This window comes from Embleya sp. NPDC059213 (genome assembly GCF_042754445.1).
Taxonomy (GTDB): domain Bacteria; phylum Actinomycetota; class Actinomycetes; order Streptomycetales; family Streptomycetaceae; genus Embleya.
This window is the reverse complement of the sequence record NZ_JBHZAV010000072.1, coordinates 21961-48341: the sequence shown is the minus strand read 5'-3', so window position 1 is coordinate 48341 and position 26381 is coordinate 21961. Positions and strand designations below refer to the sequence as shown.

Genomic DNA, 26381 nt, shown 5'->3' with positions numbered 1-26381 from the left:
GGGCACCGCGTCGGGCACCGTGGTCGGGCTCTGCCCGCCCAGGCACAGTGCGGCGGGACGGGCCGCACCGGGCACCAGCGCGCGCAGTTCGGCGAGCGCCTGCGCGGTGGCGGCGAACCAGGCGTACGGATCGGCGCGGCCGGGCTCCCAGGTCGCCGCGCCGGGATAGCCGGCGGTGGCCGCGCCCAGGACGGCGCCGTCCGGATCGAGCGCGAGCGCGCGTACCGAGTTGCTCCCGACGTCGACGCCGACGACGACCGCGGGCGAGCCGGGCACGCTCAACCGCCCACGAGGACGCGATAGACCGGCGACTTCGCGGCCAGCCGGAAGGCGTCGTCGACCTCGGCGAGCGAGTAGGTCGCGGTGACCAGCGCGTCCAGTTCGGCGGCCAGGCGCCCGGAGGCGATGATCGCGGCGGCCTCGGTCCAGTCCTGCGGTTCCTGGCTGTACACACCCACGATGCTCAGTTCGTGATGGTGCACCAGGTCCGGACCGACCCCGGCCAGGACGTCCTTGGGGAAGGCGCCGAACAGCACCACGGTGCCGCCGTCGTCACACAGGGCCAGGGCGCTCTCCAGGGCGCCGGGGGCACCGGCGGTGACGAAGACGACGTCCTGTTTCCCGCCGGTGTCGGCGGCCTCCTGGGGGGTGCTCGTCCAGTCGGCGCCGGCCGCGCGGGCCTCGGCGAGCCGTTCGTCGCTGATGTCGATCAGGCCGACCGACGCGGCGCCCTTGAACCGGGCCAGGGCCAGATGCAGTCGGCCCATGTAACCGGCGCCGATCACCGCGACCCGGTCGCCGGCCCGCAGCCCGCCGAGTCGGGCCGAGTGCGCGACGCACGCCAACGGCTCGCCCATCGCGGCGTGCGCGATCGGCGCGTCGCCGGTGCGGAACGCCTGCAACGCCTTGACCCTGACGAACTCGGCGAACCCGGCGCCCATCGAGATGGTGCCGTCGGCCAGCGCGCCGCCCTGCGGTCGCTTGCACAGCGCGCTGCTCCCGCGCCGACACGAGGTGCAGGTGCCACAGCGGGTGAGCAGGTCGACGGTGACCGTGTCGCCGACGGCCGCGACCCCGGGCAGCCCGGCGACCGCGCTGCCGACCGCGACCACCTCGCCGGCGACCTCGTGCCCGGGGGCCACCGGGTAGATCGGCTTGGTGCCCAGGTAGAGCCGGCGCTCCATGGTGCACAGGCCCGCGAGGCCGACCCGGATCAGCACGTCCTCGGGCCCGACCTCGGGGACCGGCTCCTCGCGCAGATCGACCTGTTCGGGGGCGGTGACTACGGCAACTCGCATGTGGGACTCCTCGGTTGGCGAAATCTGTGGAATGCGGGTACGCGGTGGCCGGCGCGGCGGGCCGGGCACGGATCAGTGCGCGGGCAGCGTCGGCCAGCGCGAGCGCAGCGGTACGCCGGCCCGGGCGAGCAGGGCCGTCGACGCGCGGCCGGCGAAGGTGCGCAGGGCCCGCTCGTCGACGGTCGTGCAGGTGTGGTCGCGGACCACGACCCGTCCGCCGATCAGCACGTCGCGCACCGAGCGGCCGTCCGAGGACCACACCAACTGCTGGGCGATGTCGCCGCGCGGGGTCCACTGCGGGCCGGTGGCGTCGTGTACCACCAGGTCGGCGTACTTGCCGGGTTCCAACGAGCCGATGCGATCGGCCATGCCGACCGCCTCGGCGCCGCCGATGGTGGCCAATTCCAATGCCTCGGCTGCGCCGGGGCCGGTGGGGTCGACCGTCATGTCCTTGGCCAGGCCCACCGCGAGCGCCGCGGTGCGCAGCAGGTCGGCCGAGTCGGCGGCGTTGCCCGCGTCGGTGCCCAGCGCGAGCCGGCCGCCGCGGCGCAACAACTCGGCGTGCCGCCCGGCGTGTGTGACGCCCTGGCCCAGCCGCAGATATGCCCACGGACAGTAGGCGACCGCGGTACGGTCCGCCAACAACGCCTCGACCTCGGCGTCGTCGAGCCACACCGCGTGCGCGAGCAGCAGGTGCGGGCCGAGCACCCCCAGGTCGGCCAGGTGCAACACGGGTCGACGCCCGGTGCGACGCAGGTAGTCGTCGGGGTCGGCGCCCGACGGCGACAGGTGCATCGTCATCCGGGCCCCGGTGCTCCGGGCCAAGTCGGCTGCGCCGCGCAGCAGTTCGTCGGAGGCCAGGCCGTGCCCGACCAGGGTGACCCAGCCCTCGACCGGCCCGCCGGCCGGGTAGGCGGCGACCAGTTCGGCGAGCCGGTCCACCACCTCGGCGGCCGGTGCGGCGAACGGCGCGCCGGGCACGTCCCAGCCCCACGTGCCGATCCCGCCGCGCACGCCGACCTCGGTCATCGCGGCGGCCACCCGGTGCGGATGGGCCACGGTGCCGGCCTCGATGATGGTGGTGACGCCGTTGCGTACGCTCTCCACGCCGGCGAGCAGCGCGGAGAGTTCGTCGTCGTCCGGTCGGTGCGCCGCGTGCAGCGGCACCGCCCAGGTGTCGACCGAGGCGCCCGGCGGCAGGTCGTCCGGGATCCGGGCGCGGGCCAGTGGATCGCCGGTCTGGTGCAGGTGCGCGTTGACCATGCCCGGGGTGACCACGCAGTCGCTCGCGTCCCACTCCGGCGTGCCCGGCCAGCGTTCGCGCAGCTCGCCGGTGGCGCCGACGGCCACGATGCGCTCGCCCGCCACCGCGACCGTGCCGCCCAGCAGCACCTCGCGGCGCGCGTTCATGGTGACCACGTCACCGCCCACGACCAACAGGTCGGGCCGCGTCGGCCCGGTGCCGCTCACGTTGCTCTCACCTGCGAACTCGCCATGTCTGGGGACACTAGGCCCGGCGCCGTCCGCCGGCATCGTGGCCGGGAGCACAATCAAGTGGGCCCAGTACATGCCGGGGACACAATGCGAGCACAGGGCGACGAGGGCAAACCTGAACCGGTGCCGTGTCGGGCGAGGCTTCCAGGTTGCGGCGTCCGGCACGGCGTACGGCTCGAAGGTCCGTCCGCCGCGTCCAGGGAGTTGCCGCATGTCCGACACCACCAGCAGCGAGCCGCGCATCCGCGCCGAGTGGCTGCGTCCGGACCCGTACCCGCAGTTGATCGACGGGCGCGAGTCCTTCGACGGCGAGCCGCGCCCGGTGTTCGACCCCTCGACCGGCGGGCGGCCCGCCTCCTGGCTGGCGGCGAGCGACGCCGAGGTCGAGGCCGCGATCTCCGCCGCGCGCACCAGCTTCGACAGCAGGGTGTGGCGGCGCATGCCCGGCCCGCGCAAGGCCGAGGTGCTGGAAGCCGCCGCCGCGGCGATTCGGGCGGACGCCGGCCGGCTGGCCGCGCTGGAGGCGCTGGACACCGGGAAGGCGATCTCCGGGGCCCTGACGAACGACGTGTACGAGGCGGCCAACGCCTTCTCCTACACCGCCGCGATCTGCCGCACCACGCACGGCGACGTGCGCCGCTCGTCCTTCCCGCCGGAGCTGCTGCCCGGGGGCGGTCCGGACCTGCTGACCCTGCGGCTGGGCGAACCGGCCGGTGTGGTGGCCGAGTTGTTGCCGTGGAACGGGCCGCTGATGACGGGCAGCCAGCGGATCGCCTCGGCGCTCGCGGCCGGCTGCTCGATCGTGGCCAAGCCGCCGGTGGACGCGGTGCTGACGCTGGTCGAGCTGGGCCGGATCCTGACCGCCGCCGGGTTGCCGGCGGGCGTGTTGAACATCGTGCTGGGCCCCGGCTCCACGGTCGGCGAGCGACTGATCACCGACCGGCGCATCGATCTGATCAGCCTGACCGGCGGCACCGAGACCGGCCGACGCGTGCTGGCCGCCGCCGCGCGCAACCTGACCCCCGTACATCTGGAACTGGGCGGCAAATCCCCGGTCGTGGTGTTCGCGGACGCCGACCTGGACCAGGCGGTGGGCTGGGCGATGATGGCCGCGTTCGTGAACATGGGCGAGGTGTGCGTCGCGGGCAGTCGACTGCTGGTCGAGGAGTCGGTGTACGACCAGGTGGTGGAGGCGGTCGCGGCGGCGGCGGCCGGCCTGCCGGTGGGCGACGCGCTGCACCCGGACACCTTCATCGGACCCTTGATCAACGAACGGCACGCGGACCGGGTCCGCGGCTTCGTGCGCCGGGCACTGGACGCGGGCGACGCCACCGAGGTGGGCAAGCCGGGCCTTCCGGACGGCCTACTGCCGACCTATGTCGCGCCGACCGTGCTGGGCCGGGTGCGTCGCGGTTGTGAGGTGGAACAGCAGGAGGTGTTCGGGCCGGTGCTGGCCGCGATGCCCTTCCGGGACGAGGCCGAGGCGCTGGCGTTGGCGAACGGGACCCAGTACGGGCTCAACGGCACCGTGTTCACCCGCGACATCGAGCGGGCGTTCCGCTTCTCGGACGGGCTGGACTGTGGCGAGGTCAACGTGAACTGCCATTTCGCGCCGGACATGAACGGTGGGCGCGGCGAGCCGCGTCGGGCCAGTGGGTTCGCCCGGACCGGCGTGGACGCGTACACCCGGACCAAGGCCGTGAACGTCCAGGTGCACAGCGGGTGAAGCGTGGGGTTGTGCTGCGGGACCAATGACCACACCTGACCGAGCTTCATACCTTCTGATTGTCAGACCAACAGCCTGACCCACACCCTGAGGAGGCCCGATCGTGGCCGTTACCGGGATGAACCACGCGGTGCTGTACGTGCGCGACGCACACCGGACCGCCCGGTTCTACAACGAGGTGCTGGACTTCATCACCGTCATCGACGGCCCGCCCGGCAGCTACGTCTTCATGCGGGCGCCGGCCTCCGCGAACCACCACGACATCGCGTTCTTCACGATCGGTGCCGAGGCGGGCGACTCGCAGGCCGGCCGGCGCACCGTGGGCATGTACCACGTCGCGTGGGAGGTGCCCACCCTCGACGCCCTGGCCGAGGCCCGCGAACGCCTGGTGGCGGCGGGCGCGTTGATCGGCGCGAGCGACCACGGCGCGAACAAGAGCCTGTACGCCAAGGACCCCGACGGCCTCGAATTCGAGGTGATGTGGCTGGTCCCGCCCGCCCATTGGGGCGACGAGGAACACGAGGCGATCATCCGGCCGCTGGACCTGGACGCGGAACGCGAGCGGTTCGCGTCCCTGGCGGACGCGTAGTGCCCTTGCGGGCACCGGGGGACCGGATCCGGTTCGCCAAGGTCGCGCGACGCACGATCTCCGAAGAGGTCCGCGACGCGCTCCTGACGAGCGTGCGTGAGGGCGAACTGCGCCCGGGCGCCCAACTTCCCCCGGAACGCACCCTGTGCGAACAGTTCGGGGTGGCCCGCACCTCGGTGCGCGAGGCGATCCAGGGACTGGTCTCGCTCGGCTGCCTGGTCAAGCGCGGCAACCGGTTCTACGTCGCCGAGCGACTGCCCGGGGTGTCCTTCGACGCGGACGACGGCCGCAAACTGCGCGTCTCGGAACTGTTCGAGGTGCGCCAGGTCACCGAGGTGGCCATCGCCCGCCTGGCCGCCCTGCGGGCCGCACCCGACGAGCGGGCCGAGATCAGCGAACTCGCGGCCGGCTTCGACCCACAGATGACCCTGGAGGCGTTTCGCCGCCAGGACCGCCGCTTCCACGCGGCACTGGCCCGCGCGTGTGGCAACACCACACTGCGCGAGTTGTACGCGAAGGTGCTCGACGCGGTATTCGCGTCCGGCGACTTCGCCTCGCTGCTCGACGCCGAGGGCAACGCCGAGGCGGTCCGCCAGGTGATCGCCGAATCCTGCCGCTCGCATCGCGGCATCGCCGAGGCGGTCGCGGCGGGCATCCCCGACGCCGCCGCGCACGCCGCCGCCGACCATCTCGGCGAAGTGGAGCGGCAGATGACCGCCCGGATGTTCTAGGGCGTGTCCCCGGCCACACCCCGGCGTGGTCGGCCCGGGGCCGACCCGCCCGCACTGCGCGCATCAACCGGAGAGGACGGCCGTGACATGAGCGACATACAACGCGTATGGACCTTCGACGACAGCGAGTTCGTCGAGGTCAAGCCGGGATTTCGGCGCCGCGTCTACACCGGCGACGAGATGATGTTGACCCTGTGGCGGATCCGCGAGGGTTGCGGCCCCACTCCCTACGACGACCATCCCGAGCACGAGCAGTACGGCATGGTGCTCAAGGGCAAGCTGGACTTTCGCATCGACTCGGACGAACGCCGGGTGCTCGGCCCGGGTGACGTCTACTGGGCGCCCAAGGGCTGCGACCACGGGGACAGCCTGTTCATCGGCGACCCCGAGCACGGCGAGACCTGGATCCTGGACATCTTCACCCCGCCGCGCGACGAATACCGCAACGGCTGACCCACGCACCACCCGCGACCCGCCTCACCCGGGGGTCGCACCCGGGCAACTCCGCACCACTGTCGGACGGTCGCGCGCGCCGCAGGCGTCGCGCACCGACCCCCACCCGCTTCCGGGCCGGACATTCCCGCGCCACCGGAACGGGTCCCACCGCCGGACCGACTCCCACCCCGGCCGCGACACTTCACCCCCGAACCCGGCACGCCCACCGTGCCCGTCCGGGGTGCCGCGCACCCGTCGGTCCGTGTCGAACCAACGCGCCCTGATTCGTCTGGAGACCTTCCGATGAAGAACATGGTTCGAGTCATCGCGGCCTCGGTCATCATACCGGGACTGCTGGTCACCGCCTGTGGCGGTGGCTCCTCCTCCTCGTCGAGCCCCGCCGCGGCGCCCGCCTCGGCCGGTGCGCCCGGCGCCGGCACCCTCCCCGCCAACGAGCCCGACGTCAACAAGGACAACAAGGTCGTCATCGGGGTGATGAGCCCCGGCGACACCAAGGACAAGGGCTACTACCAAAGCTTCGTCGACGAGGCGAACGGCTATGCCGACGCCAACGGCTGGAAGCTCGTCGTGGTCGACAAGATCAACCCGGCCAACGCCGTCCAGCAGGCCCGCAACCTGTGTCGGCAGAAGGTCGACATGATCGCGATCGGCGCCAGCGAGCTCAAGGACGCGCTCAGCGCGGCCAAGGAACCGCAGTGCAAGGGTATCGCCTGGTACATCAGCGGCGGCCAGGGCGTGACCCAGACCCCCGAGTTCACCCAGTCCCTCGACTACATCAACGAGTCGCTGTACGTGGCCGGTTACGCGGCCGGCCTGATCCTCAAGGAGAACGGCGGCAAGAAGGCCGGCTACATCACCGGCCCCGACCTCCAGTTCGCCCGGGACGTGGCCAAGGCGTTCGAGGCCGGCATCAAGAAGGTCGTCCCGGACGCCGAGATGGTGCAGACCTACACCGGTGACTTCAACGACTCCGGCAAGGCCAAGGAGGCCGCCCAGGCGCAGATCAGCCAGGGCGTCAAGGTGATCTACCCCTACCTCGGCGGCGCCACCGACGTGGTCACCCAACTCGCCAACGAGAAGGGCGTCCCGGCGCTCACCCCCGGCACCGACCGCTGCTCGACGCCCGGCGCGCAGTACGCGGTGTCGGTGATCTTCAGCCCCGGCGCCTACTTCGCCGGCGCCCTGGAGGACTTCAAGAAGGGCACCCTGCGGATGGGCGTGGCCCGCGAATGGCACCTGGGCAAGGACCCGGTGCCCACGGTCAAGCTCTGCAAGCCCACCGGCGACCAGGAGCAGCAACTCAAGGCACTGATCCAGGACATCGGCAGCGGGAAGGTGAAGGTCGATGAGGCCGTCGCCGCAGGCAAGTGACACCGCCGTGACCCCACCCGCCGCGCGACCTCGAACGGGCGACGAACACCCGCCCGCACCCTCGGTACTCCCCGTCCCCGTCGTGCAACTGCTCGGCATCGGCAAGCGGTTCGGCGCGGTCCGGGCCTGCGAGGACGTCTCGCTGCGGGTACAGGCCGGCGAGATCCACGGCCTGCTCGGCGAGAACGGCGCGGGCAAGAGCACCCTGATGAAGATCCTGCTCGGCCTGGTCGTGCCGGACACCGGGCGGATCCTGCTGCACGGCGAACCGGCCGTGATCACCGATCCGTCGGCCGCCGCCGCACACGGAATCTCGATGGTGCACCAGCACTTCAGCCTGGTGGACCGGCTCAGCGTGTGGGAGAACGTGGTGCTCGGCGACCGGGGCCGGGTGGACCGGGACCGGGCCCGGACCCTGGTCCGCGAGGTCGGCGCGCGCTACGGCCTGGAGGTGGACCCCGACGCGTGCGTCGAGGACCTGTCCACCGGCCAGCGCCAACGCGTGGAGATCGTCAAGTGCCTGCGTCGGGACCCCGGCGTGCTCATCCTCGACGAGCCCACCTCGGTGCTCACCCTGGAGGAGTCGCGCGAACTGTTCACCGTGCTGCGCCGGGTGGTCGCCGACGAGGGCAGGGCGGTGATCCTGATCAGCCACAAGCTGGACGAGATCGTGCACGCCACCGACCGGGTCACCATCATGCGCCAGGGGCGCGTGGTGGCCCGCCGGGCCACCGCCGACACCGATGTGCGCTCGCTGGCCCGGGAGATGGTCGGCCGCGAACTGTCCAAGTGGACCGCCGCGTCCGCGGTCGGCGCACTGGACGCGCTGATCGAACCCGGCACCGGCGAGCCGACCGGCGGCACCGCGCTGCTGGACGTACGCGAACCGGCCGCCGCACCCGCACCGGACCCCAGGCCGCCGGCCGGCGAGGTCCGGCTGCGGATCAGCGACGCGCACGCGAGCACCCTCGACCGGCGCCCGCTGCTGCGCGGCCTGACCCTGGAGGTGCGCGCCGGCGAGATCCTGGGCCTGGCCGGCGTCGAGGGCAACGGTCAGGCGGCGCTGGGCGATCTGCTCTCCAGCCTGCTCCCGCTCGGCACCGGCCGGGTCGAGGTGTGCGGCGTGCCGGTGGCCACCGGACGACCCGGCGCGATGCACGCCGCCGGGGTCGGCATCGTGCCCGAGGACCGACACGTGTCCGGGTGCGTCCTGGACATGAGCGTCGCGGAGAACCTGCTCCTCGCGGACCTGTCCTCGGTGACCAGCCGAGGACTGCTCAGCCGGCGCCGGATGGCGGCCCGGGCACGGCAGTTGATCGAGGAATTCGAGATCGCCACACCCTCGCCGGACACCCCGATGCGGCAACTGTCCGGCGGCAACCAGCAAAAGGTGGTGTTGGCCCGCGAACTGGCGGCCCAACCGCAGGTATTGGTCGCCGCGCAGCCCACCCGGGGGCTGGACATCGGTGCGATCGAGTACATGACCGAGCGATTGCACGCCGCGGCCCGATCCGGCATCGCGGTGCTGCTCCTGTCCACCGAACTGGGCGAGATCCTCACCCTCTCGCACCGTGTCGCGGTGATCCACCGCGGCGCCGTCGTCGGCGAGATGGACCGCGCCGACGTCGACACCGAACGACTGGGCCTGCTGATGGGAGGTCAGGCGGCATGACCCCGACCCTGATATCCGAACCCGCCCCGGCCCTCGCCGTGCCGCCGGCCGACCCGCGCCGCCGACCCCGGGTCGCCGACCTGGGCACCCCGTTGCTGTACGCGGCCTCGTTGTCCACCGCACTGGTCCTGGCCGGTCTGCTGATCGCGCTGGTCGGCCTGTCCCCCTGGGACGCGGCCCGCGCGATGTACGACGGCAGCCTGGCCGACGGCGCGGCCATCGGGCAGAGCATCGACCAGGCCGCACCGCTGCTCCTGGTCGCGATCGGTTCGGTGATCGCCGCCCGCGCCGGCATCTTCAACATCGGCCAGGAGGGCCAAGTCCTGGTCGGCGCGAGCGTGGGCGCCGCGATCGCCCTGTTCACCCCGGGCCCCGGCCCGCTGGTGCTGATCCTGGCCCTGCTCGGCGCCGCCGTCGGCGGCGCCCTGTGGGCGGCGATCGCGGCCGTGCTCTTCTACTGGCGCGGTGTCGCGGTGGTGATCAGCACCCTGCTGCTGATCTTCGTCGCCAACCAGGCCGTCTCGTACGCGGTCAACTCGCCGTCGCTGCTGCGCGAGAAGGCGGTGGCCGGCCAGGTCACCACGTCGCAGACGGACATGCTGGCCGAGTCGGTCTGGCTGCCCCGGATCGGCGAATACCCCGACTTCAACATCGGCGCGGGCATCTTCATCGCGCTCGCGCTCGCCGCGGGCACCTCGGTGGTACTGGTCCGCAGCCGACTCGGCTTCCGGATACGGATGCTCGGCCTCAACCCCAAGGCCGCACACCGGGCGGGCGTCGGCGCGGTGCTGATCGGCGGCGGCGCGCTGCTCGCCTCCGGCGCGTTCGCCGGCCTCGCGGGCGGCGTGATGCTCACCGGCAGCGGCCACCGCATGCAGGACGGCTTCGCCGACAACGTCGGCTTCGACGGCCTGTTGGTGGCACTGGTGGCCCGGGACAAGCCGATGCTGGCCGTGCCCGTCGCGCTGTTCTTCGGGGCGCTGCGCGCGGGCGGCGGATTCCTGTCCGCGACCGGCGTGCCGCGCTACATCGTCGCCGTGGTCACCGCGCTCCTGGTGCTGGCCACGGTCTTTCCCGCCGCCTACGCCGAGGTGCGCCGCCGGCGCACCGCAGGCGCCTGAGACCAGGAGGTTGACATGATCGACGACCTTGCCATGGTCCTGGCCAGTTCGGTCCGACTCACCGTGCCGCTGGCCTTCGCGGCCTGCGGCGAGTACATCGCCGAACGGGCCGGCACGATCAACATCTCGGTCGAGGCGATGATGCTCGGCGGCGCGTTCAACGCCGTGTGGGGCGCCTCGTTGACCGGATCGGCGTCCTTCGGCCTGGTCTTCGGCATGCTCGCCGGGCTGGTCATCGGGTTCGTGCACGCCGAGTTCAGCCACCGTCTGTCGGTCAACACCTACGTGGTCGGGTTGGCCCTGAACGCGCTCGTGCTCGGCCTGACCAGCTTCCTGCTCGACTCGGTCGACCTGACCGGGCACCAGGTCGACGCGCTGAACATCCCCGTACTGTCCGATCTGCCGCTGCTGGGCCCGGTGTTGTTCGCCCACCGCTGGCCGGCCTATCTGCTGGTCGGGCTGATCCCGCTGGTGTGGTGGCTGGTCCAGCGCAGCCGGTTCGGCCTGGAACTGCGCGCCGCCGGGGAGAATCCCCAGTCGGCCGACGTGACCGGCATCGACGTACGTCGCCGGCGTCGGCAGAGCGTGCTCTTGTGCGGTGTGCTGGCCGGACTCGGCGGCGCCTACCTGGCGGTCGGCGAAGTCGGCGCGTTCAACCAGAACATGACCGCCGGTCGAGGCTTCGTGGTGATCGCCGCGGTGATCTTCGGCGGCTGGACCCTGCGCGGCACGATGGCCGGTTGTCTGGTGTTCGGCGCGGCCGACGCGATGCGGCTCGCGCTGCCCGCGCTGGGCGTGCACCTGAACTCCCAACTGCTGATCGCCGCCCCCTACCTGCTGGCGCTGCTCGCGATGATGTTCCTGGCCAAGACACACCGCCAACCGGCGGCCCTGGGCGCGCCGTTCGTCCGGGGGATCGTATGAGGGCCGTCCTGCACCGGGGCCACGGCGGGCCCGAGATCCTGGAACCGGTGTCCCTGCCCGATCCCGAACCGGGCCCCGGCGAGGTGCTGATCGCGGTGCGCGCCGCGGCGGTGAACCGACTCGACCTGCTCCAGCGGCGCGGCCCCGGCCTGCTGCCCCACTTCAGCCTCCCGCACGTGCCCGGCATGGACGTCGCGGGCGACGTCGTCGCGCTGGGTGCGGGAGTGCACCAACGTCGGGTCGGCGACCGGGTGTTGGTCAACCCGGCACTGCACTGCGGGCATTGCGCCGGGTGCCGGTCGGGGGACGACGCGTGGTGCGCGGGGTTGCGCGTGGTCGGCGGCAACCGGCCGGGCGGCTACGCCGAGTTGACGGTGGTACCGGCCGACCGCACGCATGCGATCCCGGCGACCCTGGACCATGTGGCTGCCGCGAGCCTGCCCACCGCGTACGGCATGGCCTGGCAGGGCCTGGTGGTGCGCGGCGGGTTGCGGGCCGGCGAGACGTTGATGGTGCACGGCGCGGGCAGCGGGATTACCATCGCGGCGGTGCAACTGGCCCGGGCACTGGGCGCACGGGTGCTGGTCACCTCCGGTTCGCGGGCCAAACTCGACCGGATGGCCGAGCTGGGTGCCGACGTGCTGATCGACACCGCCACCTCGGACCTGGTGACCCGGGCCCGGGCGGTGACCGGCGGGGCCGGCGTCGACCTGGTGTTCGATCATGTCGGTCCGGCGTTGTTCCAGGCGTCGCTGCACGCGTTGCGGCCGCGCGGCCGGTTGGTCTTCTGCGGTGACACCACCGGCACTTCGGCGACCTTCGACCTGCCGCACGCCTTCCACACCGGGGTCACCCTGCTGGGCGCGGGCTCCTGCGGGGCGGCGGACTTCGCCACGATGGTCGACTTCTGCCTCGATCGCGCGCTGATCCCGGTCCCGGACACGAGCTACCCGCTCGCGGACGCCGCGCACGCACACCGCCGGGTGGCGAGCGGCGCCGCGTTCGGCAAGGTCACGCTGTTGCCCGAAAGTTCGGCATGAACCCCGCCGAGGCTCTGCTCGTGCTCGTGGCGGGCCTCGGCGCGGGCACGGTCAACACGGTGGTGGGCTCCGGCTCATTGCTGACCTTTCCGGTGTTGCTCGCGCTGGGTTATCCGCCGGTGGTGGCCAACGTCTCCAACACGATCGGGCTCACCCCCGGCTCGATCAGCGGTGCACTCGGCTATCGACGCGAACTGGCCGCGCAGTCCGCCCGGTTGCTTCCGCTGTCGGTCGCCGCCGTGCTCGGCGGGGTGAGCGGCGGGCTGCTCCTGCTGGGCCTGCCGCCGGGTGCGTTCCGCGCCGTGGTCCCGGCACTGGTACTGCTCGCCGCACTCCTGATGGCGGCGCAACCGTGGTTGTCCCGACGACTGCGCGCACGGCGCGAACGACGCGCGACGCCCGAGGGCGGCACCGGTGTCGGCGCGGCGCTGCTCTCGGCGGTGTTCACGGTCAGCGTGTACGGCGGCTACTTCGGCGCCGCACAGGGCGTACTCCTGCTCGCCCTCCTCGCCACGCTCCTGGACGAGGACCTGAACCGGCTCAACGGCCTCAAGAACCTCCTCCAGGCCCTGGTCAACCTGGTGGCCGCGGTGCTGTTCACCATCACCGCCGAAGTCGCCTGGTACCCGGTGCTGTTGCTCGCCCTCGGCTCGGTGGCCGGCGGCCGCCTCGGCGCCCTCCTCGGCCGCAACATCCCGGCCCCGGCCCTCCGCACCCTGGTGGTCGCGATCGGCACCACAGTCGGCCTGGCCCTCCTCCTCACCTGACCCCACCCACCCGCCTCCCCACCGGCCCGTCGAGCCACCCGCCCAGCCCGAGTCACCCGTCCCGCCCGCCCGTTTCCCCACCGGCCCGTCGGCCACCCGCCCAGCCCGAGCCGCCCGCCCCGCCCGCCCGTTTCCCCACCGGTCCGTCGAAACATCCGCTCAGGCCCGAGCGACCCGCCCCGCCCGCCTCCCCACCCGCCCTGCCCGCGCCGCCCGAGCCGCCCGACCTGCCCGCCCCGCCCGACCGATCCGTATCCGTATCCGTATCCGTGAAAGAAGGACCCCCATGTTGCGTTGGCTCACCGCAGGTGAATCGCATGGTCCCGCGCTCACCGCCGTCCTGGAGGGGCTGCCCGCCGGCGTGGAGGTGTCCTCCGCCGACCTGGCGCGCGCGTTGGCTCGGCGCCGGCTCGGCAACGGTCGGGGGGCGCGGATGCGCTTCGAGCGCGACGAGGTCGAGTTCAACGGCGGGGTGCGACACGGGCTGACCCAGGGTGGCCCGGTCGCGCTGCGAGTGGCCAACACCGAATGGGCCAAATGGGCCGAGGTGATGGCCCCCGATCCCACCGACGCCGACGGCCGGCGCTACGACGAACCGGGCCGGCTCCCCGACCGCGGCCGCGGCGCCGCGCTGACCCGACCCAGGCCCGGCCACGCGGACCTGGCCGGCATGCAGAAGTACGGCTTCGACGACATCCGCCCCGTGCTGGAGCGCGCCAGCGCCCGCGAGACGGCGGCCCGGGTGGCCATCGGCGAGGTCGCCCGCGCGTTCCTGGCCCAGACGCTGGGCGTGGAGATCCTCAGCCACGTGGTCCGGATCGGCGCGGTCGCGCTGCCCGAGGCCCTGGTCCCCGAACCCGGCAGCGGGGACGCGATCGACGCCGACCCGGTGCGCTGCGTCGACCCGGACACCGCCGCCGCGATGAACGCCGAGATCGAGGCCGCGCACAAGGACGCCGACACACTCGGCGGCGTGGTCGAGGTGGTGGTCTACGGACTGCCGCCGGGCCTGGGCAGCCACGTGCACTGGGACCGACGTCTGGACGCCCGCCTGGCCGCCGCGCTGATGGGCATCCAGGCGATCAAGGGGGTCGAGGTCGGCGACGGCTTCACCACCGCGACCCGACGCGGCTCGGTCGCCCACGACGAGATCACCCCGGTCGCCCCCGGCCGGCCCGGTCCCGCCCGGGTGCGCCGCGAGACCGGTCGCGCGGGCGGCATCGAGGGCGGCATGACCTCCGGCGAACTCCTGCGGGTGCGCGCCGCGATGAAGCCGATCTCCACCCTGTCCCGGGCACTGGCCACCTTCGACGTGCGCACCGGCGATCCGGCCAAGGCGATCGCGCAACGCAGCGACGTGTGCTCGGTGCCCGCGACCGGCGTGGTCGCCGAGGCGATGGTGGCGCTGGTCCTCGCCGACGCGGTACTGGAGAAGTTCGGCGGGGACAGCGTGGCCGAGACTCGCCGCAACGCCGAGGCGTACCTCGAGGCCCTGCCGGTGACCGTCGCCGACGCGTGAGCGCGGGTGCCGAGCCGAAGCGGACCGATGGGCTCCGGGGCGATCGCCCCGGAGCCCATCGGCGGGTCAGCCCCCGGCCGGCGCGCCCGCCAACAGCCGCTCGCGCAGGCCCTGGTCCAGCGCCGCGTCCACAGCCGTCCAGGCCATCGCCAGCCCACCGTCCAGCAGCGCCCGATCCGCCGCCGGCCGCACCGCGTAGGCGGCGAACTCGGCCTGATGCAGCCCGGCACTGCCCGAGTCGATCGACACCAGCGGCTGGATGGACGGAATCGCCAGCGACACGTTCGCCATGTCGGTCGAGCCCGCCTGCCGATCGTCGGCCGCGGTCACCGGCGGGAACTCCCGCCCGACAGTCAGCGCATTGCGCTCGTACGCGGCCAGCAGGTCGCCGTCGTGCCGGAACTCCGAGTACGCGGGCGAGGTCGAGGAGATGGTCAACCGCGACCGGGTGGCCACCGCGCCCGCCTGGAAACACTCGCGCACCCGCGCCTCCAGGTCGGTCAGCCCGGCAAGCGTCGCGGCCCGTACGTAATAGGCGGCCTCGGTGTGCTCGGGGATCACGTTCGGCACCTGCCCGCCGGTCGTGGTGATCCCGTGCACCCGCTGATCCGGCGTCATGTGCTGGCGCAGCAGCCCGATCGCCACCTGGGCCACGGTCAGCGCGTCGGCGGCGTTGACGCCGTCCTCGGGACACGCGGAGGCGTGCGCGGCCCGCCCGTCGTACTCGACGTGCAGTTGCGCGCGGGCCAGGCACGTCGGGTCCAGCCGCTCGCGCGGCGAGGGATGCACCATCATCGCCGCGTGCACCCCGGCGAACGCGCCGCGCTCCAGCATCAACACCTTGCCGCCGCCGTTCTCCTCGGCGGGCGTGCCCAGCACGCGTACGGTGATGCCGAGGTCGTCGGCCAGCGCGCCGAGCGCGAGCGCGGCGGTGGTCGCGGCGGAGGCGATCACGTTGTGCCCACACGCGTGCCCGATGCCCGGCAGCGCGTCGTACTCCGCGCAGATCCCGAGCACCAGCGGTCCGCTGCCGCGTTCGGCGACGAAGGCGGTCGGCAGCTCACAGACCCCGGGGGTGACGGTGAAGCCGTGTTCGGTCAACTGTTCGCCCAGCCAACCGCAGGCCCTTTCCTCGGCGAAGCCGAGCTCGGGGTGGGCGTGCAGGCGGTGACTGAGTGCAACCAGATCCGGGGCGGCGGCGTGCACCGCCGCCTGGGCAGCGGCCTTTGCACCGGCCGCGAGGTCGAAGGCTCGCATGGGCGCATCCTGCCCCACGAAAGACGTAACGGGAAGTGACCGATCGAAGTATCTGTTCCGCGTAACAACGACCGGCTAAGGTGCGGAAATCCATGATCGACAAGGCAGAAGTCACGGCACACCGGACCCCCGTGGCGGACCGGGCAGAGGCGTTCGAGCGGGAGCTGAACGTGCTGGCCCTGTCCGGCGACGGCTGGCTCGCCATCCTGCGCGCCCTGGCCCAACGCACCGGTAGGACCGCCCGACTGGTGGGCGTGCACGGCGGAGTGCTCGCCGCCACCGACGACGGCACCGAGTCGATGACCCCGGTCGCCGTCGCCCACGTGTTCGTCGAGGACAAGGTGGTCGAGGTTACCTGCGACGAGGGCTGGCCGGCCTCGGCACTGGCCGTCCGGGTGGCGCAACGCCGGGTCGGACTGCTGCTGTTGGGCGAACCGGACGGCGCCGCCGACGACGAACCGCTGCTGCGGGCCGCGGTCACGGCGGTGGCGATCGAGGCGATCCGGCGGGACGCGGTGGCCACCGCGACCGCCGAGACGGCCGGCCGGCTGATCGACGAACTGCGCTACGGCGCGCTGCGCAACCTCGCCGACGTGACCCGGACCGCCGCGCGCTTCGGACTGTACCTGGACCGCCCGCACTCCGCCGTGGTGTTCGCCTACGCCGGGCCCAACCAGCGCACCTGGACCACCGCGCTGTCCTGGCTGGAGATGCCGGTGCGCCAAGAGGGCGAATTGGGCCTCGCGGTGCTCTCCGGCAACGTCGAGCGGGAGATCAGCCGGATCCGGATCCGCCTTCAGGGCATGGTCGGCGACGTTCCGGTGCTGGCCGCCGCCGGGCCCACGGTCAGCGACCCGCGCGGCACCGCACGCTCGTTCCACGACGCCGAGACGGTGCTCGGCCTGCTGCGCCGGCGACCCGGCGAGGTGCAGTTGATGTTCTCCTCGCTGGGCCTGGCCCAGTTGTTGTTCGGAGTGCCGCCGGCCCGACTCCAGGCGTTCGTGGACCAGCACCTGGGGCCGATCCTGGAACGCGAGGAATGGGTGGCCACCCTCAGCGCGTGGCTGGCCACCAACGGCAGCCGCGCCGCGGTCGCCGAACTGTTGCACCTGCATCGCAACTCGGTCGGCTACCGGATCGGCCAGATCCGCGAACTCCTCGGCGCCAACCCCCTCGACCCCGAGGTCACCCTGCAACTCCAGGCCGCCCTCACCGCCCGCGAACTCCTCCTGGCCCTCAAGGAAGTGCCCTGAGCCCGGCCGAGCGGGCCCGACCACGGCCCGGGCGGGGCAGCGCCTCGTAGCGGACGCCCAGGGTGTGGGTCTGCGGCCATTCGGATGAGTCGTGGGCGCGTCTTCGTCCGAACCGGCCGCGCCTCGGCGGTGGGTCGGCGACTGTGGGTCACAGTCGTTCCAGCCCCGGCGCGGACCGCCGGGACGTCGGTGCGCGGGTCGTTGCGGTCGAGTTCCGCCGGCCCGGCCCCGGATGGTCCACCGGTTGAGAGGCGATCAGCATGACCGATACCGACGTCACCCGTGCCCCGCAGGCGGCCACCCGGCTGCGCGAACTCGCGTTCAGCGCGATGTCCGCCGCCGCGGTGCGCGCCGCCCTGCGCCTGGGGCTTCCGGACGCGCTGGGCGAGGGCCCGGCGACCGTGGACGAGTTGGCGAGGGCGGTGTCCGCCCACCCCGGCGCGCTGCAACGACTGCTGCGCGCGTTGGCCTGCCAGGGCATCTTCGCCGAGGAGCCGGACGGCCGGTACACGCACACCGAGGAGTCCCGACTGCTGCGGGCCGACGCGCCGCGCAGCATGCGCGACGTCGCGCTGTGGACGACCGAGCCGTGGACGTGGGAGGTGTGGCCGCGCCTGGACGAGGCGGTGCGGACCGGCAAGAGTGTCTTCCCGGGCCTGCACGGCAAGCAGTTCTTCGACTACCTGCACGAGGACGCGCCGGAATCGGCCGCCGCCTTCGACCGGGCGATGACCCAGTCCAGCCGGCAGTCCGCGCAGGACGTCACCGCGGTGCTCGACCTGACCGGCATCGACAGCGTCGCCGACATCGGCGGCGGCCAGGGACTGGTGCTGGCCACCCTGCTGGAGCGCAACCCGACCCTGCGCGGCACCCTGCTCGACCTGCCCGGCGTGGTCGCCGCGGCCGACCCCAGACTGCGCGACGGCGGCGAACTCGCGCCCAGGGCGACCCTGGTGGGCGGCGACTGCCGGGTGGACATCCCGGTCCGAGCCGACCTGTACATCGTCAAGAACATCCTGGAATGGGACGACGACAGCACCCTGCGCACCCTGCGCAACATCGTGGCGACGGCCGCGCCGGGCGCCCGGGTCGTGATCATCGAGAACCTGGTCGACGAGACCGCCTCGATGCGATTCACCGCCGCGATGGACCTGCTGTTGCTGCTCAACGTCGGCGGCCGCAAGCACACCACGGACAGCCTGCTGACCCTGATCGAACAGGCGGGCCTGCGCGGCCGGGACGTGCGCGCGGTGAACCCGTCGCTGCACATGTTCGAGTGCACGGTTCCGGCCTAGCACCCCCACTCGGGAGCCCCGCCGGCATCGGCAAAGCTACTTAAAGTGACATTCCATGACCCTGTGCCAAACATCGGGCTGCTCCCGGCGAGTGAAGCACGCCGCGATTTCCATCCGACAGGCCCAGGGGCGGACCTCGAATGCAGTCATGCCGGTCGCGGGTCGGCACGGGCCGTTCGATGGTGATTAAGGCGCCTCGCCGATCCCCGTGTGCCGACGTCCGTCGGCAGTTCGCGAAGCGTCCGGAAGGAATATCACGATGCGTCGTGCACGCGCTCTTGTCGCCGGTACCGCCCTCGGCTTCGCCGCCCTGACCCTGGCGGTTCCGTCCGCCTACGCCGACGCTCCGGCGCCGGTGAAGCCGGATTCCGGGCCGGCGGCTCCGGAAAACGGTGCGTCGGAGAAGTCCTGGTCCGGCGAGTCGAAGTGGACGCCCGAGAAGGATTCCGAGCACAGCGAGAGCTCGGACAAGGGTGGCGAAAGCAAGGGCAAGGAAGGCAAGAGCACCGAGAGCAAGGGTGACGAAGGCTCCTCGCACGAGAAGTCCTGGAAGGACCACAAGAGCCCGCACGGCGGCGTGCACACCGGCATCGGTGGCGCCTTCCTCGACGACGGCGCGGCGCTCGGCACCGGCGCGGCCCTGATCGCCGGCGGCATCGGCCTGGGCGTATACGCCCTGCGTCGTCGCCCCGGTGCGGCGGCCACGGCCTGATCCGTCCTCGCCCGGGCAACACGAGCCGTGGCCACCGCCCTTCACCGGGGCGGTGGCCACGGCGACGTCGTTGTCGGCGCGGCATCGCGAGCCGCGGCCCAGGAGCGTCCGCAGCCCAGGAGAAAGGCACCGCCTTGCAAGACCCGGCACCGCCCACGGACAAGTCCGAGCCCCCCGCGCCGCGCCGCGTCAGCGCGGGCAAGCTGATGCTGATCGCGGCCACGGCCGTCCTGCTGGGCGTCCTGATGATCAAGCACGACCTGACCACCGACTCCGGGCCACCACCCCAACCGATGCCCGCCGCCGCCCAACCGAGCGCCCCGCCGACCGCCGCGTCCTCGGCGAGCCCGAGCGCGAACTCCGCCGGGTCGCCGGCGATGCGGCGCTCGCCACCGGTGCGGATCAAGATTCCCACCATCAAGGTGGACGCGCCGTTCATCGGGTTGAACCTGAACGGCTCCGGCGTGCTGGAGGTGCCGCCGGCGGCGGATCGCAATCTGGCCGGCTGGTACGCGGACGGGGTCACCCCGGGCGCTCGCGGCAACGCGATCGTGCTCGGCCACGTGGACACGATGATGGGCCCGGCGGTGTTCTGGGGGCTCGGCAGCCTCAAGCCCGGCGACACGGTGGAGATCGCCCGGGCGGACGGCAGCGTGGCCCGGTTCGCGGTGGACTCCGTCGAGGCGTTCCCCAAGGACGCGTTCCCCGACGAGCGGGTCTACGGCAAGACGACGGACGCCCAGCTTCGCCTGATCACCTGCGGTGGCGTCTACGACAAGAAGGCCAAGGACTACAAGGACAACGTGGTGGTGTTCGCACACCTGTTGCCGCCGACGTAGACCGCACACGCACACCGAACGGCCGGCCCCGGAATCCGCTCCGGGGCCGGCCGTTCGTTCCGGTGCTCAGCGGTCGACTTCGACACCCACCCCGGCGTCCACTTCGGCGTCGATCGCGGCGTCCACCTCGGCGTCCGACTCGGCCCGGCACGCCACCGTACGCAGCACGATCAGCATCGCCTGCTCCGGATCCAGCTCGACGGCCGGCACCCGCCACGCGACGAACCCGTCCGGACGGATCAGCACCGCCCCCTCGTCGGTGACCCCGTGCAACTCCGCCCAGTCCACGTCCGACGCGGTGACCAGGTCCACCGAGGCCGACTCCGCCCCGGTGCCCACCCGGTGGATCGTCAGGGGCACCTCGAGCAGCCGGCTCGCCGCCCGCGCCGCCCGCTGCCACGCCTCGCCCGCCGCACCGGCACCGACCAGCAACACCGGTGAGGTCTCGTACAGATCCAGGGTGGACAGCCGAACGCCGTCCCGGTGCAACCACAGGTGCGGGGCCCGGGTGCCGGGTTCGCCGGCGGGCGGGCGGAACCGCTCGGGCAACACCGGCACTTCCGGGTCGACGCCGAGCACCGCCGCGGACGCGTAGCGGTAGCCGAGCACCACTCCCAGCACGCCGGGTTGCCGGCCGCCGGCCACCGGGGGAGCGGCGTACCCCGGGTGGCTGTGCTCGGCGGATCGGGAGGACGCACGCGCGGCGGTGGCGCGGGCCACCGGTCGGCGCTCGGCCTCGTAGGTGTGCAACAGGTCCGTGCCCGCATGCCCGTTCAGCACGGCGGCGAGCTTCCAGGCCAGATTGTGCGCGTCCTGGATGCCGGTGTTGGAGCCGAACGCCCCGGTCGGCGACATCTCGTGCGCGGAGTCGCCCGCCAGGAACACCCGGCCGACGCGGTAGCGTTCGGCGACCCGCTCGGCCGCGTGCCACGGCGCCTTTCCGGTGATCTCCACATCCAGATCCGGGACACCCGCGGCGGCCCGGATGTGCTCGACACAGCGCTCATCGGTGAACGCCTCGATCGGCTCGCCCCGTTCGGGGTGCCATGGCAGGTGGAAGACCCAGTGATCCCGGTTGTCCACCGGCAACAGCGCGCCCTCGCCCTGGGAGTTCGTCAGATAGCAGACGATGAACCGCCGTTCGCCGACGAACTCGGCCAACCGGCGGGAGGTGAAGGTGACACTCACGTTGTGGAAGAGGTCGCCCGGACCGGACACCGCGATGCCCAGTCGCTCGCGCACCGGACTGCGCGGCCCGTCCGCGGCGACCAGGTAGTCCGCCCGTACGGTCTGTTGCCGCCCGTTCGCCCTGGTCCGAACGATCGCGGTGATGCCGTCGTCGTCCTGCTCGAAGGACACGAGTTCGGTGCCGAAACGCAGGTCGCCGCCGAGTTCGCGGGCATAGTCGGCCAGCACCGGCTCCAGATCGTTCTGGCTGCACAGGCACCACGAACTCGGACTGAACCTGGCCAGACCACCACCGGGGTCGATCTCCTTGAACAGCCACTCCTGACGGTCCCCGGCGATCGTGTCCGCCTGCAGGATGCCGTGGTTGTCGGCCAGTACGGCGGACGCGGCACGCACTCGTTCCTCGACCCCCGCGGTCCGGAACACCTCCATCGTGCGCACGTTGTTCCCGCGCCCGCGGGGGTGTCTCGAGGTGTCGGCGTGCCGTTCCACCACCAGGTGCGGCACGCCCAGCCGGCCCAGGAAGACGGACGTGGACAGCCCGACCAGCGAGCCGCCCACGACCAGGACCGGTACCCGGTGTTCGATCTCGGGATTCATCAGTTCTCCTGCATTGGCGAGTACTACGGACCTGTGAGCTCGCGGTGCGGGCCCTGTCCGTCGGTGTGCTCCTGTTCCCGCTGAGTTCCGCTGAGCCGTTCGCCGTGGCGAATGTCACTCATATGCCCTCAAAAGATGCAGAGAGTGATGATTCGCCGCCACGCTCGAAGTCGAGGCCGGGCGGCTTCGGCGTGGCCCGGTCCCCCGGGGTTGCCCGCGCCGGATGGCACCACACAGGCCGATTCCCAAGACCAAAGGAATGACATGGACACCCTCGTCCACTCCTCGGCGAATCCCACCGCCGACACCACGTCCAAGCTCCGGGTACTGCTCATGCTGGAGCTGCACGAGGGGTCGGAGCAGCGCTTCCTCGAAGCCTACGAACGCATCCGGCACCAGGTCGCCGCCGTACCGGGCCACCTGCGCGACCAGTTGTGCCAGTCGATCGAGGACCCGACCCAGTGGCTGATCACCAGCGAGTGGGAGGGCAGTTCGCAATATCTGGCCTGGGTGGACAGCCCCGAGCATCAGGTGATGGTGCAGCCGCTGCACGGTTGTGTGCGCGGCACCCGGTCGTTGCGCTTCGCGGTGGCCCGGGAGACCGACCTGCGCGCGGACGCGGCGGGCTCGGTGATCAGCAAGGGGGGCGCGGGCGGGAAGGCGAAGGCGGGTGCGCCCGGCAAGGCCAAGGCCAAGTCCGGGACGAGCGACAAGGTCAAGGCCGGTGTGGGCGACCGGGCCAAGGCCGGCGTGGGCGAGAAGGCGCGGGCCGGGGCCTCGGCGGCGCCCGGCGTGGTGCGCTGCGCGCTCACCTTCACCGTCAAGCCGGGCAGCGAGGCCGAGGTGGCCAGGATTCTGGCCGGCTACAAGTCCCCGGCGGCCCGGGTGAACGCCACCACGTCGCTGCGCCGGACGTCGGTGTTCATGCTCGGCAACCGGGTGGTGCGAGCGATCGAGGTGGAGGGCGACCTGCGGGCCGCGCTGCGGCACGTGGCCGAACAGCCGCAGGTACGCGCCGCCGAGGAACTGCTGAACCCGCACCTGGAGGAGGCCCGCGACCTCAACGACTCGGAGGCCGCCCGGGCGTTCTTCATGCGCTCCTCGCTGGCCGAGGCGTACCACCTGGAGGCCCCGGCCGGAAAGTCGGCGAAGGCGTCGACCCAGCGCCGCGCGCTGCTGTACCCGGTCCGGCACGGTTGTGGCGAATCCGCCGCCACCGTGCTCCAGCGCCACGACGAGCGGGTGATCGGGTCCGGATCCGGACCGATCGCGAGCAGTTCGGTGTTCCTGCGCGGCGAGATCCTGGTCCGGGTGCTCGACCTGCGCGGCGACCCGGACGACCCGGCGCTGATCCTGGGCATCGACCGCAAGGAGTCCGCGGCCCGGTTGAGCCGGCTCCTGGCGGTGGGCGAGGACGGTGCGCTGGATACCGACGAGGGCCTGCGGCACCTGCTGGCCTCCGCCGAGACCACCCTCGTCACCGACCGTCGCGCCGACCGCGACGCCTGATCCCACGGGCGGCGCCTGCGGGCGCCGCCCGCCACTTGGAGGTGGCACACATGACCACGCAGACCGTACGCATCGTCAACGTCGACGAGGTCGAGCCCAATCGGCGTCGGGGCGGTGAACTGCGCGTCACGCTCGGCCCGGCGACGGTGGGATGCACCAGCGGCTTCATGGGCCTGGCGATCATCGAGCCCGGCGAGATGATCACCGAGCACTACCACCCGTACTCCGAGGAGTTCATCCACGTCGTCACCGGGGAGCTGGAAGTCGACCTGGACGGCGTCACCTACGAACTCCGGCCCGACCAGGGCCTGATGGTGCCCAAGAACATGCGGCACCGATTCCGCAACGTCGGTCGGGCGCAGGCGCGGATGGTCTTCCAAATCGCCCCGTTGGCGCCCCGGCCGGAACTGGGGCACGTCGACACCGAGGGGATCGAGCCCGCCGAGACCGTGGGCGTCGACTCTTGAGGCGCCGGGTGGCGGTCACCGGCGTCGGCGTCGTGGCGCCCGGCGGCGTGGGTGTCACCGCGTTCTGGGACATGCTGATGGCCGGCCGTACGGCGACCCGAGGCATCACCTTCTTCGACCCCACCGGCTTCCGTTCCCGGATCGCCGCCGAATGCGATTTCGACCCGATCGCGTGCGGTGTAGACCGGGCTCGGGCCGAACGCGCGGACCGCTACGTGCAGTTCGCGCTCGCGGCGGCGGCCGAGGCGATCGGCGACTGCGGTCTGGACCGGGACGCGGAGGATCCCTGGCGGATCGGCGTCTCGCTCGGTACCGCCGTGGGTGGCACCACCCGGCTCGAACACGACTACATCGCGGTCAGCGACCGGGGCCGCGACTGGGCGGTGGACCCCAAGCGGGCCGACCCGTTCCTGCACCGGGCGTTCTCCCCGAGCACGCTGGCCTCCGAGGTGGCCGAGGAGTTCGACGCGCGCGGCCCGGTGCAGACGGTGTCCACCGGTTGTACGTCCGGCCTCGACGCGATCGGGTATGCCGCACACGCGATCGAGGAGGGTCGGGCGGACGTCTACCTGGCCGGTGCCTCGGACTCGCCGATCTCGCCGATCACGGTCGCCTGCTTCGACGCGATCAAGGCGACCTCGACCCGCAACGACGACCCGGCGCACGCGTCCCGGCCGTTCGACGCGGACCGGGACGGCTTCGTGTTGGGCGAGGGCGCCGCCGTGCTCGTGCTGGAGGAACTCGAACACGCCCGGCGCCGCGGTGCCCATGTCTACTGCGAGGTCGGCGGCTTCGCCACCCGGGGCAACGCGCACCACATGACCGGCCTGACCCGGGAGGGCCTGGAGATGTCCGAGGCGATCGACCGTGCACTGGCCGACGCACAGGTCGACCCGACCGGGATCGACTACGTCAACGCGCACGGCTCGGGCACCAAGCAGAACGACCGCCACGAGACGGCGGCGGTCAAGCGTTCGCTGGGCGAGCACGCGTACCGGACGCCGATGAGTTCGATCAAGTCCATGGTGGGCCACTCGCTCGGCGCGATCGGTGCGATCGAACTGGCGGCGTGCGCCCTGGCGATGGAACACAAGGCGGTGCCGCCCACGGCGAACTACCAGACCCCGGACCCGGAGTGCGACCTCGACTACGTGCCGGGGACGGCCCGGCCGATGGCACTGAAGACGGTGCTGTCGGTGGGCAGCGGGTTCGGCGGCTTCCAGTCCGCCGTGGTGCTGGACCGCCGGGAAAGGAGACCCCGGTGAAAAACTCCGCACCCAGACGCACGGTGGTGACGGGTGTCGGCGTCGTCGCGCCCAACGGCATCGGCCCCGACGTGTTCTGGAAGGCCACCCGCGAGGGCCGGTGCGTGCTGGACCGGATCACCCGCGAAGGGTGCGCGGACCTGCCGTTGGCGGTCGCCGGCGAAGTGCGCGAGTTCGACCCCGCCGCCGTGGTCGAGGAGCGCTTCCTGGTCCAGACCGACCGCTTCACGCACTTCGCGATGGTCGCCGCGGATCAGGCACTGGCCGACGCCGCGCTCGGCCCGATGCCCACCTTCGGCGTCGGGGTGACCACCGCGAGCTGCTCCGGCGGCGGCGAATTCGGCCAGCGCGAGCTGCAGAACCTGTGGGGTCAAGGCCCCGGCTTCGTCGGGCCCTACCAGTCGATCGCCTGGTTCTACGCCGCCACCACCGGCCAGATCTCCATCCGCGGCGGTTTCAAGGGGCCGTGCGCGGTGCTGGCCAACGACGAGGCGGGTGGGCTGGACGCGCTCGCGCACGCGGCCCGCACCATCCGACGCGGCACCGACGCCGTCGTGGTCGGCGCGGCGGAGGCCCCGCTGGCGCCGTACTCGATGGTCTGCCAGCTCGGCTACGACGCGCTCAGCCTGGCTCGCGAACCCGGGCAGGCGTACCTCCCGTTCACCGCGAACGCGTGTGGGTTCGCCCCCGCCGAGGGCGGTGCGATGTTCGTCGTCGAGGAGGCGGCGGCGGCGCACCGGCGCGGCGCCCGGATCCGGGCCGAAGTGGTCGGACACGGCGCGACGTTCACCGGGACCTCGGGCTGGGGACCTTCCCGGCACGGTCTGGCTCGGGCGATCCGCGACGCGCTGGCCGAGGCCGAATGTGCCCCGCAGGACATCGACGTGGTCTTCGCGGACGCGCTCGGGGTGCGCGAGGCCGATCAGGCCGAAGTACTGGCCCTGAGCGACGCGTTGGGCGGGCACGCGGCCCGGGTGCCGGTGACCGCCCCCAAGACGGGCATCGGCCGCGCCTACTGCGGCGCTCCGGTGTTGGACTGCGCCGCCGCGATCCTGGCGATGGAACACGGCGTACTGCCGCCCACGCCGGGCGTCTTCGACGTCTGCCACGACCTGGACCTGGTCACCGGCCGGGCCCGGAGCGCCGAACTGCGCACCGCCCTGGTGCTCAGTCGGGGCCTGATGGGTCACAACGCGGCCCTGGTGTTGCGCCGCGGCGACGGCCGGCCCGGGACGCCCTAACCGACCGCGTAGCGGTCTCCGCAAGGAAGCACGGAAGAAGGAAGCCT

At 72.4% G+C, this 26381-nt stretch carries 23 protein-coding genes and 1 pseudogene; 19 read left to right on the top strand and 5 right to left on the bottom strand.

Going from position 1 to position 26381, the window contains the following annotated elements; translation table 11 throughout:
* The 3 genes and pseudogenes from ACFXMF_RS25535 to ACFXMF_RS25525 all read right to left on the bottom strand — a co-directional run.
* Positions 1–282, bottom strand: a pseudogene (locus tag ACFXMF_RS25535) (hypothetical protein); the annotation flags it as partial.
* The gene (locus tag ACFXMF_RS25530; protein WP_379992005.1) at positions 279–1298 is read right to left on the bottom strand and encodes a zinc-binding dehydrogenase; all 1020 of its coding nucleotides are present in this window, start codon (positions 1296–1298) and stop codon (positions 279–281) included. The pseudogene ACFXMF_RS25535 and the gene ACFXMF_RS25530, both read right to left, overlap by 4 nt.
* 72 nt (positions 1299–1370) lie before the next feature.
* Positions 1371–2768 carry an amidohydrolase family protein gene (locus ACFXMF_RS25525; RefSeq protein WP_379992004.1) on the bottom strand — a complete coding sequence of 466 codons (1398 nt, stop codon included), beginning with the start codon at positions 2766–2768 and terminating at the stop codon, positions 1371–1373.
* Between the two features lie 235 nt (positions 2769–3003).
* On the opposite strand from ACFXMF_RS25525, the gene ACFXMF_RS25520 reads away from it, so the two are divergent.
* The 11 genes from ACFXMF_RS25520 (at position 3004) to aroC (ending at position 14708) form a co-directional block, all read left to right on the top strand.
* Positions 3004–4518 (top strand): aldehyde dehydrogenase family protein, encoded by a 1515-nt coding sequence (locus ACFXMF_RS25520; protein ID WP_379992003.1) that lies wholly within the window; start codon positions 3004–3006, stop codon positions 4516–4518.
* A gap of 103 nt (positions 4519–4621) precedes the next feature.
* Entirely contained in the window at positions 4622–5107 is a 486-nt protein-coding gene (locus tag ACFXMF_RS25515) for a VOC family protein (RefSeq protein ID WP_360319797.1), read from the top strand.
* A complete protein-coding gene (locus ACFXMF_RS25510) occupies positions 5107–5838 on the top strand; it encodes an FCD domain-containing protein (protein WP_360319795.1) in 732 nt (243 codons plus the stop codon). Before ACFXMF_RS25515 ends, ACFXMF_RS25510 begins: the two co-directional genes overlap by 1 nt.
* A gap of 87 nt (positions 5839–5925) precedes the next feature.
* Positions 5926–6291 (top strand): cupin domain-containing protein, encoded by a 366-nt coding sequence (locus ACFXMF_RS25505; protein WP_360319793.1) that lies wholly within the window; start codon positions 5926–5928, stop codon positions 6289–6291.
* A gap of 294 nt (positions 6292–6585) precedes the next feature.
* Positions 6586–7665 (top strand): BMP family ABC transporter substrate-binding protein, encoded by a 1080-nt coding sequence (locus ACFXMF_RS25500; protein WP_360319791.1) that lies wholly within the window; start codon positions 6586–6588, stop codon positions 7663–7665.
* Entirely contained in the window at positions 7640–9337 is a 1698-nt protein-coding gene (locus ACFXMF_RS25495; protein ID WP_360319789.1) for an ABC transporter ATP-binding protein, read from the top strand. Before ACFXMF_RS25500 ends, ACFXMF_RS25495 begins: the two co-directional genes overlap by 26 nt.
* Complete coding sequence (locus ACFXMF_RS25490; RefSeq protein ID WP_380020792.1) at positions 9334–10458, top strand: ABC transporter permease; 1125 nt, start codon at positions 9334–9336, stop codon at positions 10456–10458. Before ACFXMF_RS25495 ends, ACFXMF_RS25490 begins: the two co-directional genes overlap by 4 nt.
* A 15-nt stretch (positions 10459–10473) precedes the next feature.
* Positions 10474–11382, top strand: a complete 909-nt coding sequence (locus ACFXMF_RS25485) for an ABC transporter permease (RefSeq protein WP_360319785.1) — start codon at positions 10474–10476, stop codon at positions 11380–11382.
* On the top strand, positions 11379–12422 hold the full coding sequence (locus ACFXMF_RS25480; protein WP_379992590.1) for a zinc-binding dehydrogenase: 1044 nt from the start codon (positions 11379–11381) through the stop codon (positions 12420–12422). The genes ACFXMF_RS25485 and ACFXMF_RS25480 overlap by 4 nt, the downstream gene beginning before the upstream one ends.
* Entirely contained in the window at positions 12419–13189 is a 771-nt protein-coding gene (locus ACFXMF_RS25475; protein ID WP_360319781.1) for a sulfite exporter TauE/SafE family protein, read from the top strand. Before ACFXMF_RS25480 ends, ACFXMF_RS25475 begins: the two co-directional genes overlap by 4 nt.
* 286 nt (positions 13190–13475) lie before the next feature.
* Entirely contained in the window at positions 13476–14708 is a 1233-nt protein-coding gene (gene aroC, locus ACFXMF_RS25470; protein ID WP_360319779.1) for a chorismate synthase, read from the top strand.
* A 66-nt stretch (positions 14709–14774) separates the two neighbouring features.
* Here aroC and ACFXMF_RS25465 read toward each other — a convergent pair whose 3' ends face one another.
* Complete coding sequence (locus ACFXMF_RS25465) at positions 14775–15965, bottom strand: M20 family metallopeptidase (RefSeq protein ID WP_360319777.1); 1191 nt, start codon at positions 15963–15965, stop codon at positions 14775–14777.
* 92 nt (positions 15966–16057) lie between these two features.
* On the opposite strand from ACFXMF_RS25465, the gene ACFXMF_RS25460 reads away from it, so the two are divergent.
* From ACFXMF_RS25460 to ACFXMF_RS25445, 4 genes are all read left to right on the top strand, one after another.
* Positions 16058–17218, top strand: coding sequence for a helix-turn-helix domain-containing protein (locus ACFXMF_RS25460; RefSeq protein ID WP_360319775.1), 1161 nt, complete (start codon positions 16058–16060; stop codon positions 17216–17218).
* A gap of 260 nt (positions 17219–17478) precedes the next feature.
* Positions 17479–18513 (top strand): methyltransferase, encoded by a 1035-nt coding sequence (locus ACFXMF_RS25455; RefSeq protein ID WP_379992643.1) that lies wholly within the window; start codon positions 17479–17481, stop codon positions 18511–18513.
* 259 nt (positions 18514–18772) lie between these two features.
* Positions 18773–19225: a hypothetical protein gene (locus ACFXMF_RS25450; RefSeq protein WP_379992644.1), complete on the top strand. Its 453-nt coding sequence runs from the start codon at positions 18773–18775 to the stop codon at positions 19223–19225.
* Between the two features lie 206 nt (positions 19226–19431).
* Positions 19432–20064: a class F sortase gene (locus ACFXMF_RS25445; protein WP_380020794.1), complete on the top strand. Its 633-nt coding sequence runs from the start codon at positions 19432–19434 to the stop codon at positions 20062–20064.
* Positions 20065–20130: 66 nt separating this feature from the next.
* Here the strand turns inward: ACFXMF_RS25445 and ACFXMF_RS25440 are convergent, their stop codons facing one another.
* The gene (locus ACFXMF_RS25440; RefSeq protein ID WP_379992756.1) at positions 20131–21852 is read right to left on the bottom strand and encodes an FAD-dependent oxidoreductase; all 1722 of its coding nucleotides are present in this window, start codon (positions 21850–21852) and stop codon (positions 20131–20133) included.
* A gap of 264 nt (positions 21853–22116) precedes the next feature.
* Between ACFXMF_RS25440 and ACFXMF_RS25435 the strand changes: the two genes are divergently transcribed.
* From ACFXMF_RS25435 to ACFXMF_RS25420, 4 genes are read left to right on the top strand one after another with little or no spacing between them, the layout of a single operon-like run.
* The gene (locus ACFXMF_RS25435; RefSeq protein WP_380020790.1) at positions 22117–23361 is read left to right on the top strand and encodes a SchA/CurD-like domain-containing protein; all 1245 of its coding nucleotides are present in this window, start codon (positions 22117–22119) and stop codon (positions 23359–23361) included.
* A 50-nt stretch (positions 23362–23411) separates the two neighbouring features.
* On the top strand, positions 23412–23828 hold the full coding sequence (locus ACFXMF_RS25430; protein WP_360319763.1) for a cupin domain-containing protein: 417 nt from the start codon (positions 23412–23414) through the stop codon (positions 23826–23828).
* On the top strand, positions 23825–25093 hold the full coding sequence (locus ACFXMF_RS25425) for a beta-ketoacyl-[acyl-carrier-protein] synthase family protein (RefSeq protein ID WP_360319761.1): 1269 nt from the start codon (positions 23825–23827) through the stop codon (positions 25091–25093). Before ACFXMF_RS25430 ends, ACFXMF_RS25425 begins: the two co-directional genes overlap by 4 nt.
* Positions 25090–26334, top strand: a complete 1245-nt coding sequence (locus ACFXMF_RS25420) for a beta-ketoacyl synthase N-terminal-like domain-containing protein (RefSeq protein ID WP_360319759.1) — start codon at positions 25090–25092, stop codon at positions 26332–26334. The genes ACFXMF_RS25425 and ACFXMF_RS25420 overlap by 4 nt, the downstream gene beginning before the upstream one ends.
* The last annotated feature ends 47 nt before the right edge of the window (positions 26335–26381 follow it).

Bases quoted from the DNA above. Each gene is read 5' to 3' on its own strand.
- ACFXMF_RS25460 (WP_360319775.1), top strand. From the start codon at position 16,058: ATGATCGACAAGGCAGAAGTCACGGCACACCGGACCCCCGTGGCGGAC.
- ACFXMF_RS25445 (WP_380020794.1), top strand. From the start codon at position 19,432: ATGCTGATCGCGGCCACGGCCGTCCTGCTGGGCGTCCTGATGATCAAG.
- ACFXMF_RS25520 (WP_379992003.1), top strand. From the start codon at position 3,004: ATGTCCGACACCACCAGCAGCGAGCCGCGCATCCGCGCCGAGTGGCTG.
- ACFXMF_RS25530 (WP_379992005.1), bottom strand. From the start codon at position 1,298: ATGCGAGTTGCCGTAGTCACCGCCCCCGAACAGGTCGATCTGCGCGAG.
- ACFXMF_RS25475 (WP_360319781.1), top strand. From the start codon at position 12,419: ATGAACCCCGCCGAGGCTCTGCTCGTGCTCGTGGCGGGCCTCGGCGCG.
- ACFXMF_RS25490 (WP_380020792.1), top strand. From the start codon at position 9,334: ATGACCCCGACCCTGATATCCGAACCCGCCCCGGCCCTCGCCGTGCCG.
- ACFXMF_RS25480 (WP_379992590.1), top strand. From the start codon at position 11,379: ATGAGGGCCGTCCTGCACCGGGGCCACGGCGGGCCCGAGATCCTGGAA.
- ACFXMF_RS25495 (WP_360319789.1), top strand. From the start codon at position 7,640: ATGAGGCCGTCGCCGCAGGCAAGTGACACCGCCGTGACCCCACCCGCC.
- ACFXMF_RS25465 (WP_360319777.1), bottom strand. From the start codon at position 15,965: ATGCGAGCCTTCGACCTCGCGGCCGGTGCAAAGGCCGCTGCCCAGGCG.
- ACFXMF_RS25485 (WP_360319785.1), top strand. From the start codon at position 10,474: ATGATCGACGACCTTGCCATGGTCCTGGCCAGTTCGGTCCGACTCACC.
- ACFXMF_RS25450 (WP_379992644.1), top strand. From the start codon at position 18,773: ATGCGTCGTGCACGCGCTCTTGTCGCCGGTACCGCCCTCGGCTTCGCC.
- ACFXMF_RS25440 (WP_379992756.1), bottom strand. From the start codon at position 21,852: ATGAATCCCGAGATCGAACACCGGGTACCGGTCCTGGTCGTGGGCGGC.
- ACFXMF_RS25430 (WP_360319763.1), top strand. From the start codon at position 23,412: ATGACCACGCAGACCGTACGCATCGTCAACGTCGACGAGGTCGAGCCC.
- ACFXMF_RS25455 (WP_379992643.1), top strand. From the start codon at position 17,479: ATGACCGATACCGACGTCACCCGTGCCCCGCAGGCGGCCACCCGGCTG.
- aroC (WP_360319779.1), top strand. From the start codon at position 13,476: ATGTTGCGTTGGCTCACCGCAGGTGAATCGCATGGTCCCGCGCTCACC.
- ACFXMF_RS25500 (WP_360319791.1), top strand. From the start codon at position 6,586: ATGGTTCGAGTCATCGCGGCCTCGGTCATCATACCGGGACTGCTGGTC.
- ACFXMF_RS25435 (WP_380020790.1), top strand. From the start codon at position 22,117: ATGGACACCCTCGTCCACTCCTCGGCGAATCCCACCGCCGACACCACG.
- ACFXMF_RS25505 (WP_360319793.1), top strand. From the start codon at position 5,926: ATGAGCGACATACAACGCGTATGGACCTTCGACGACAGCGAGTTCGTC.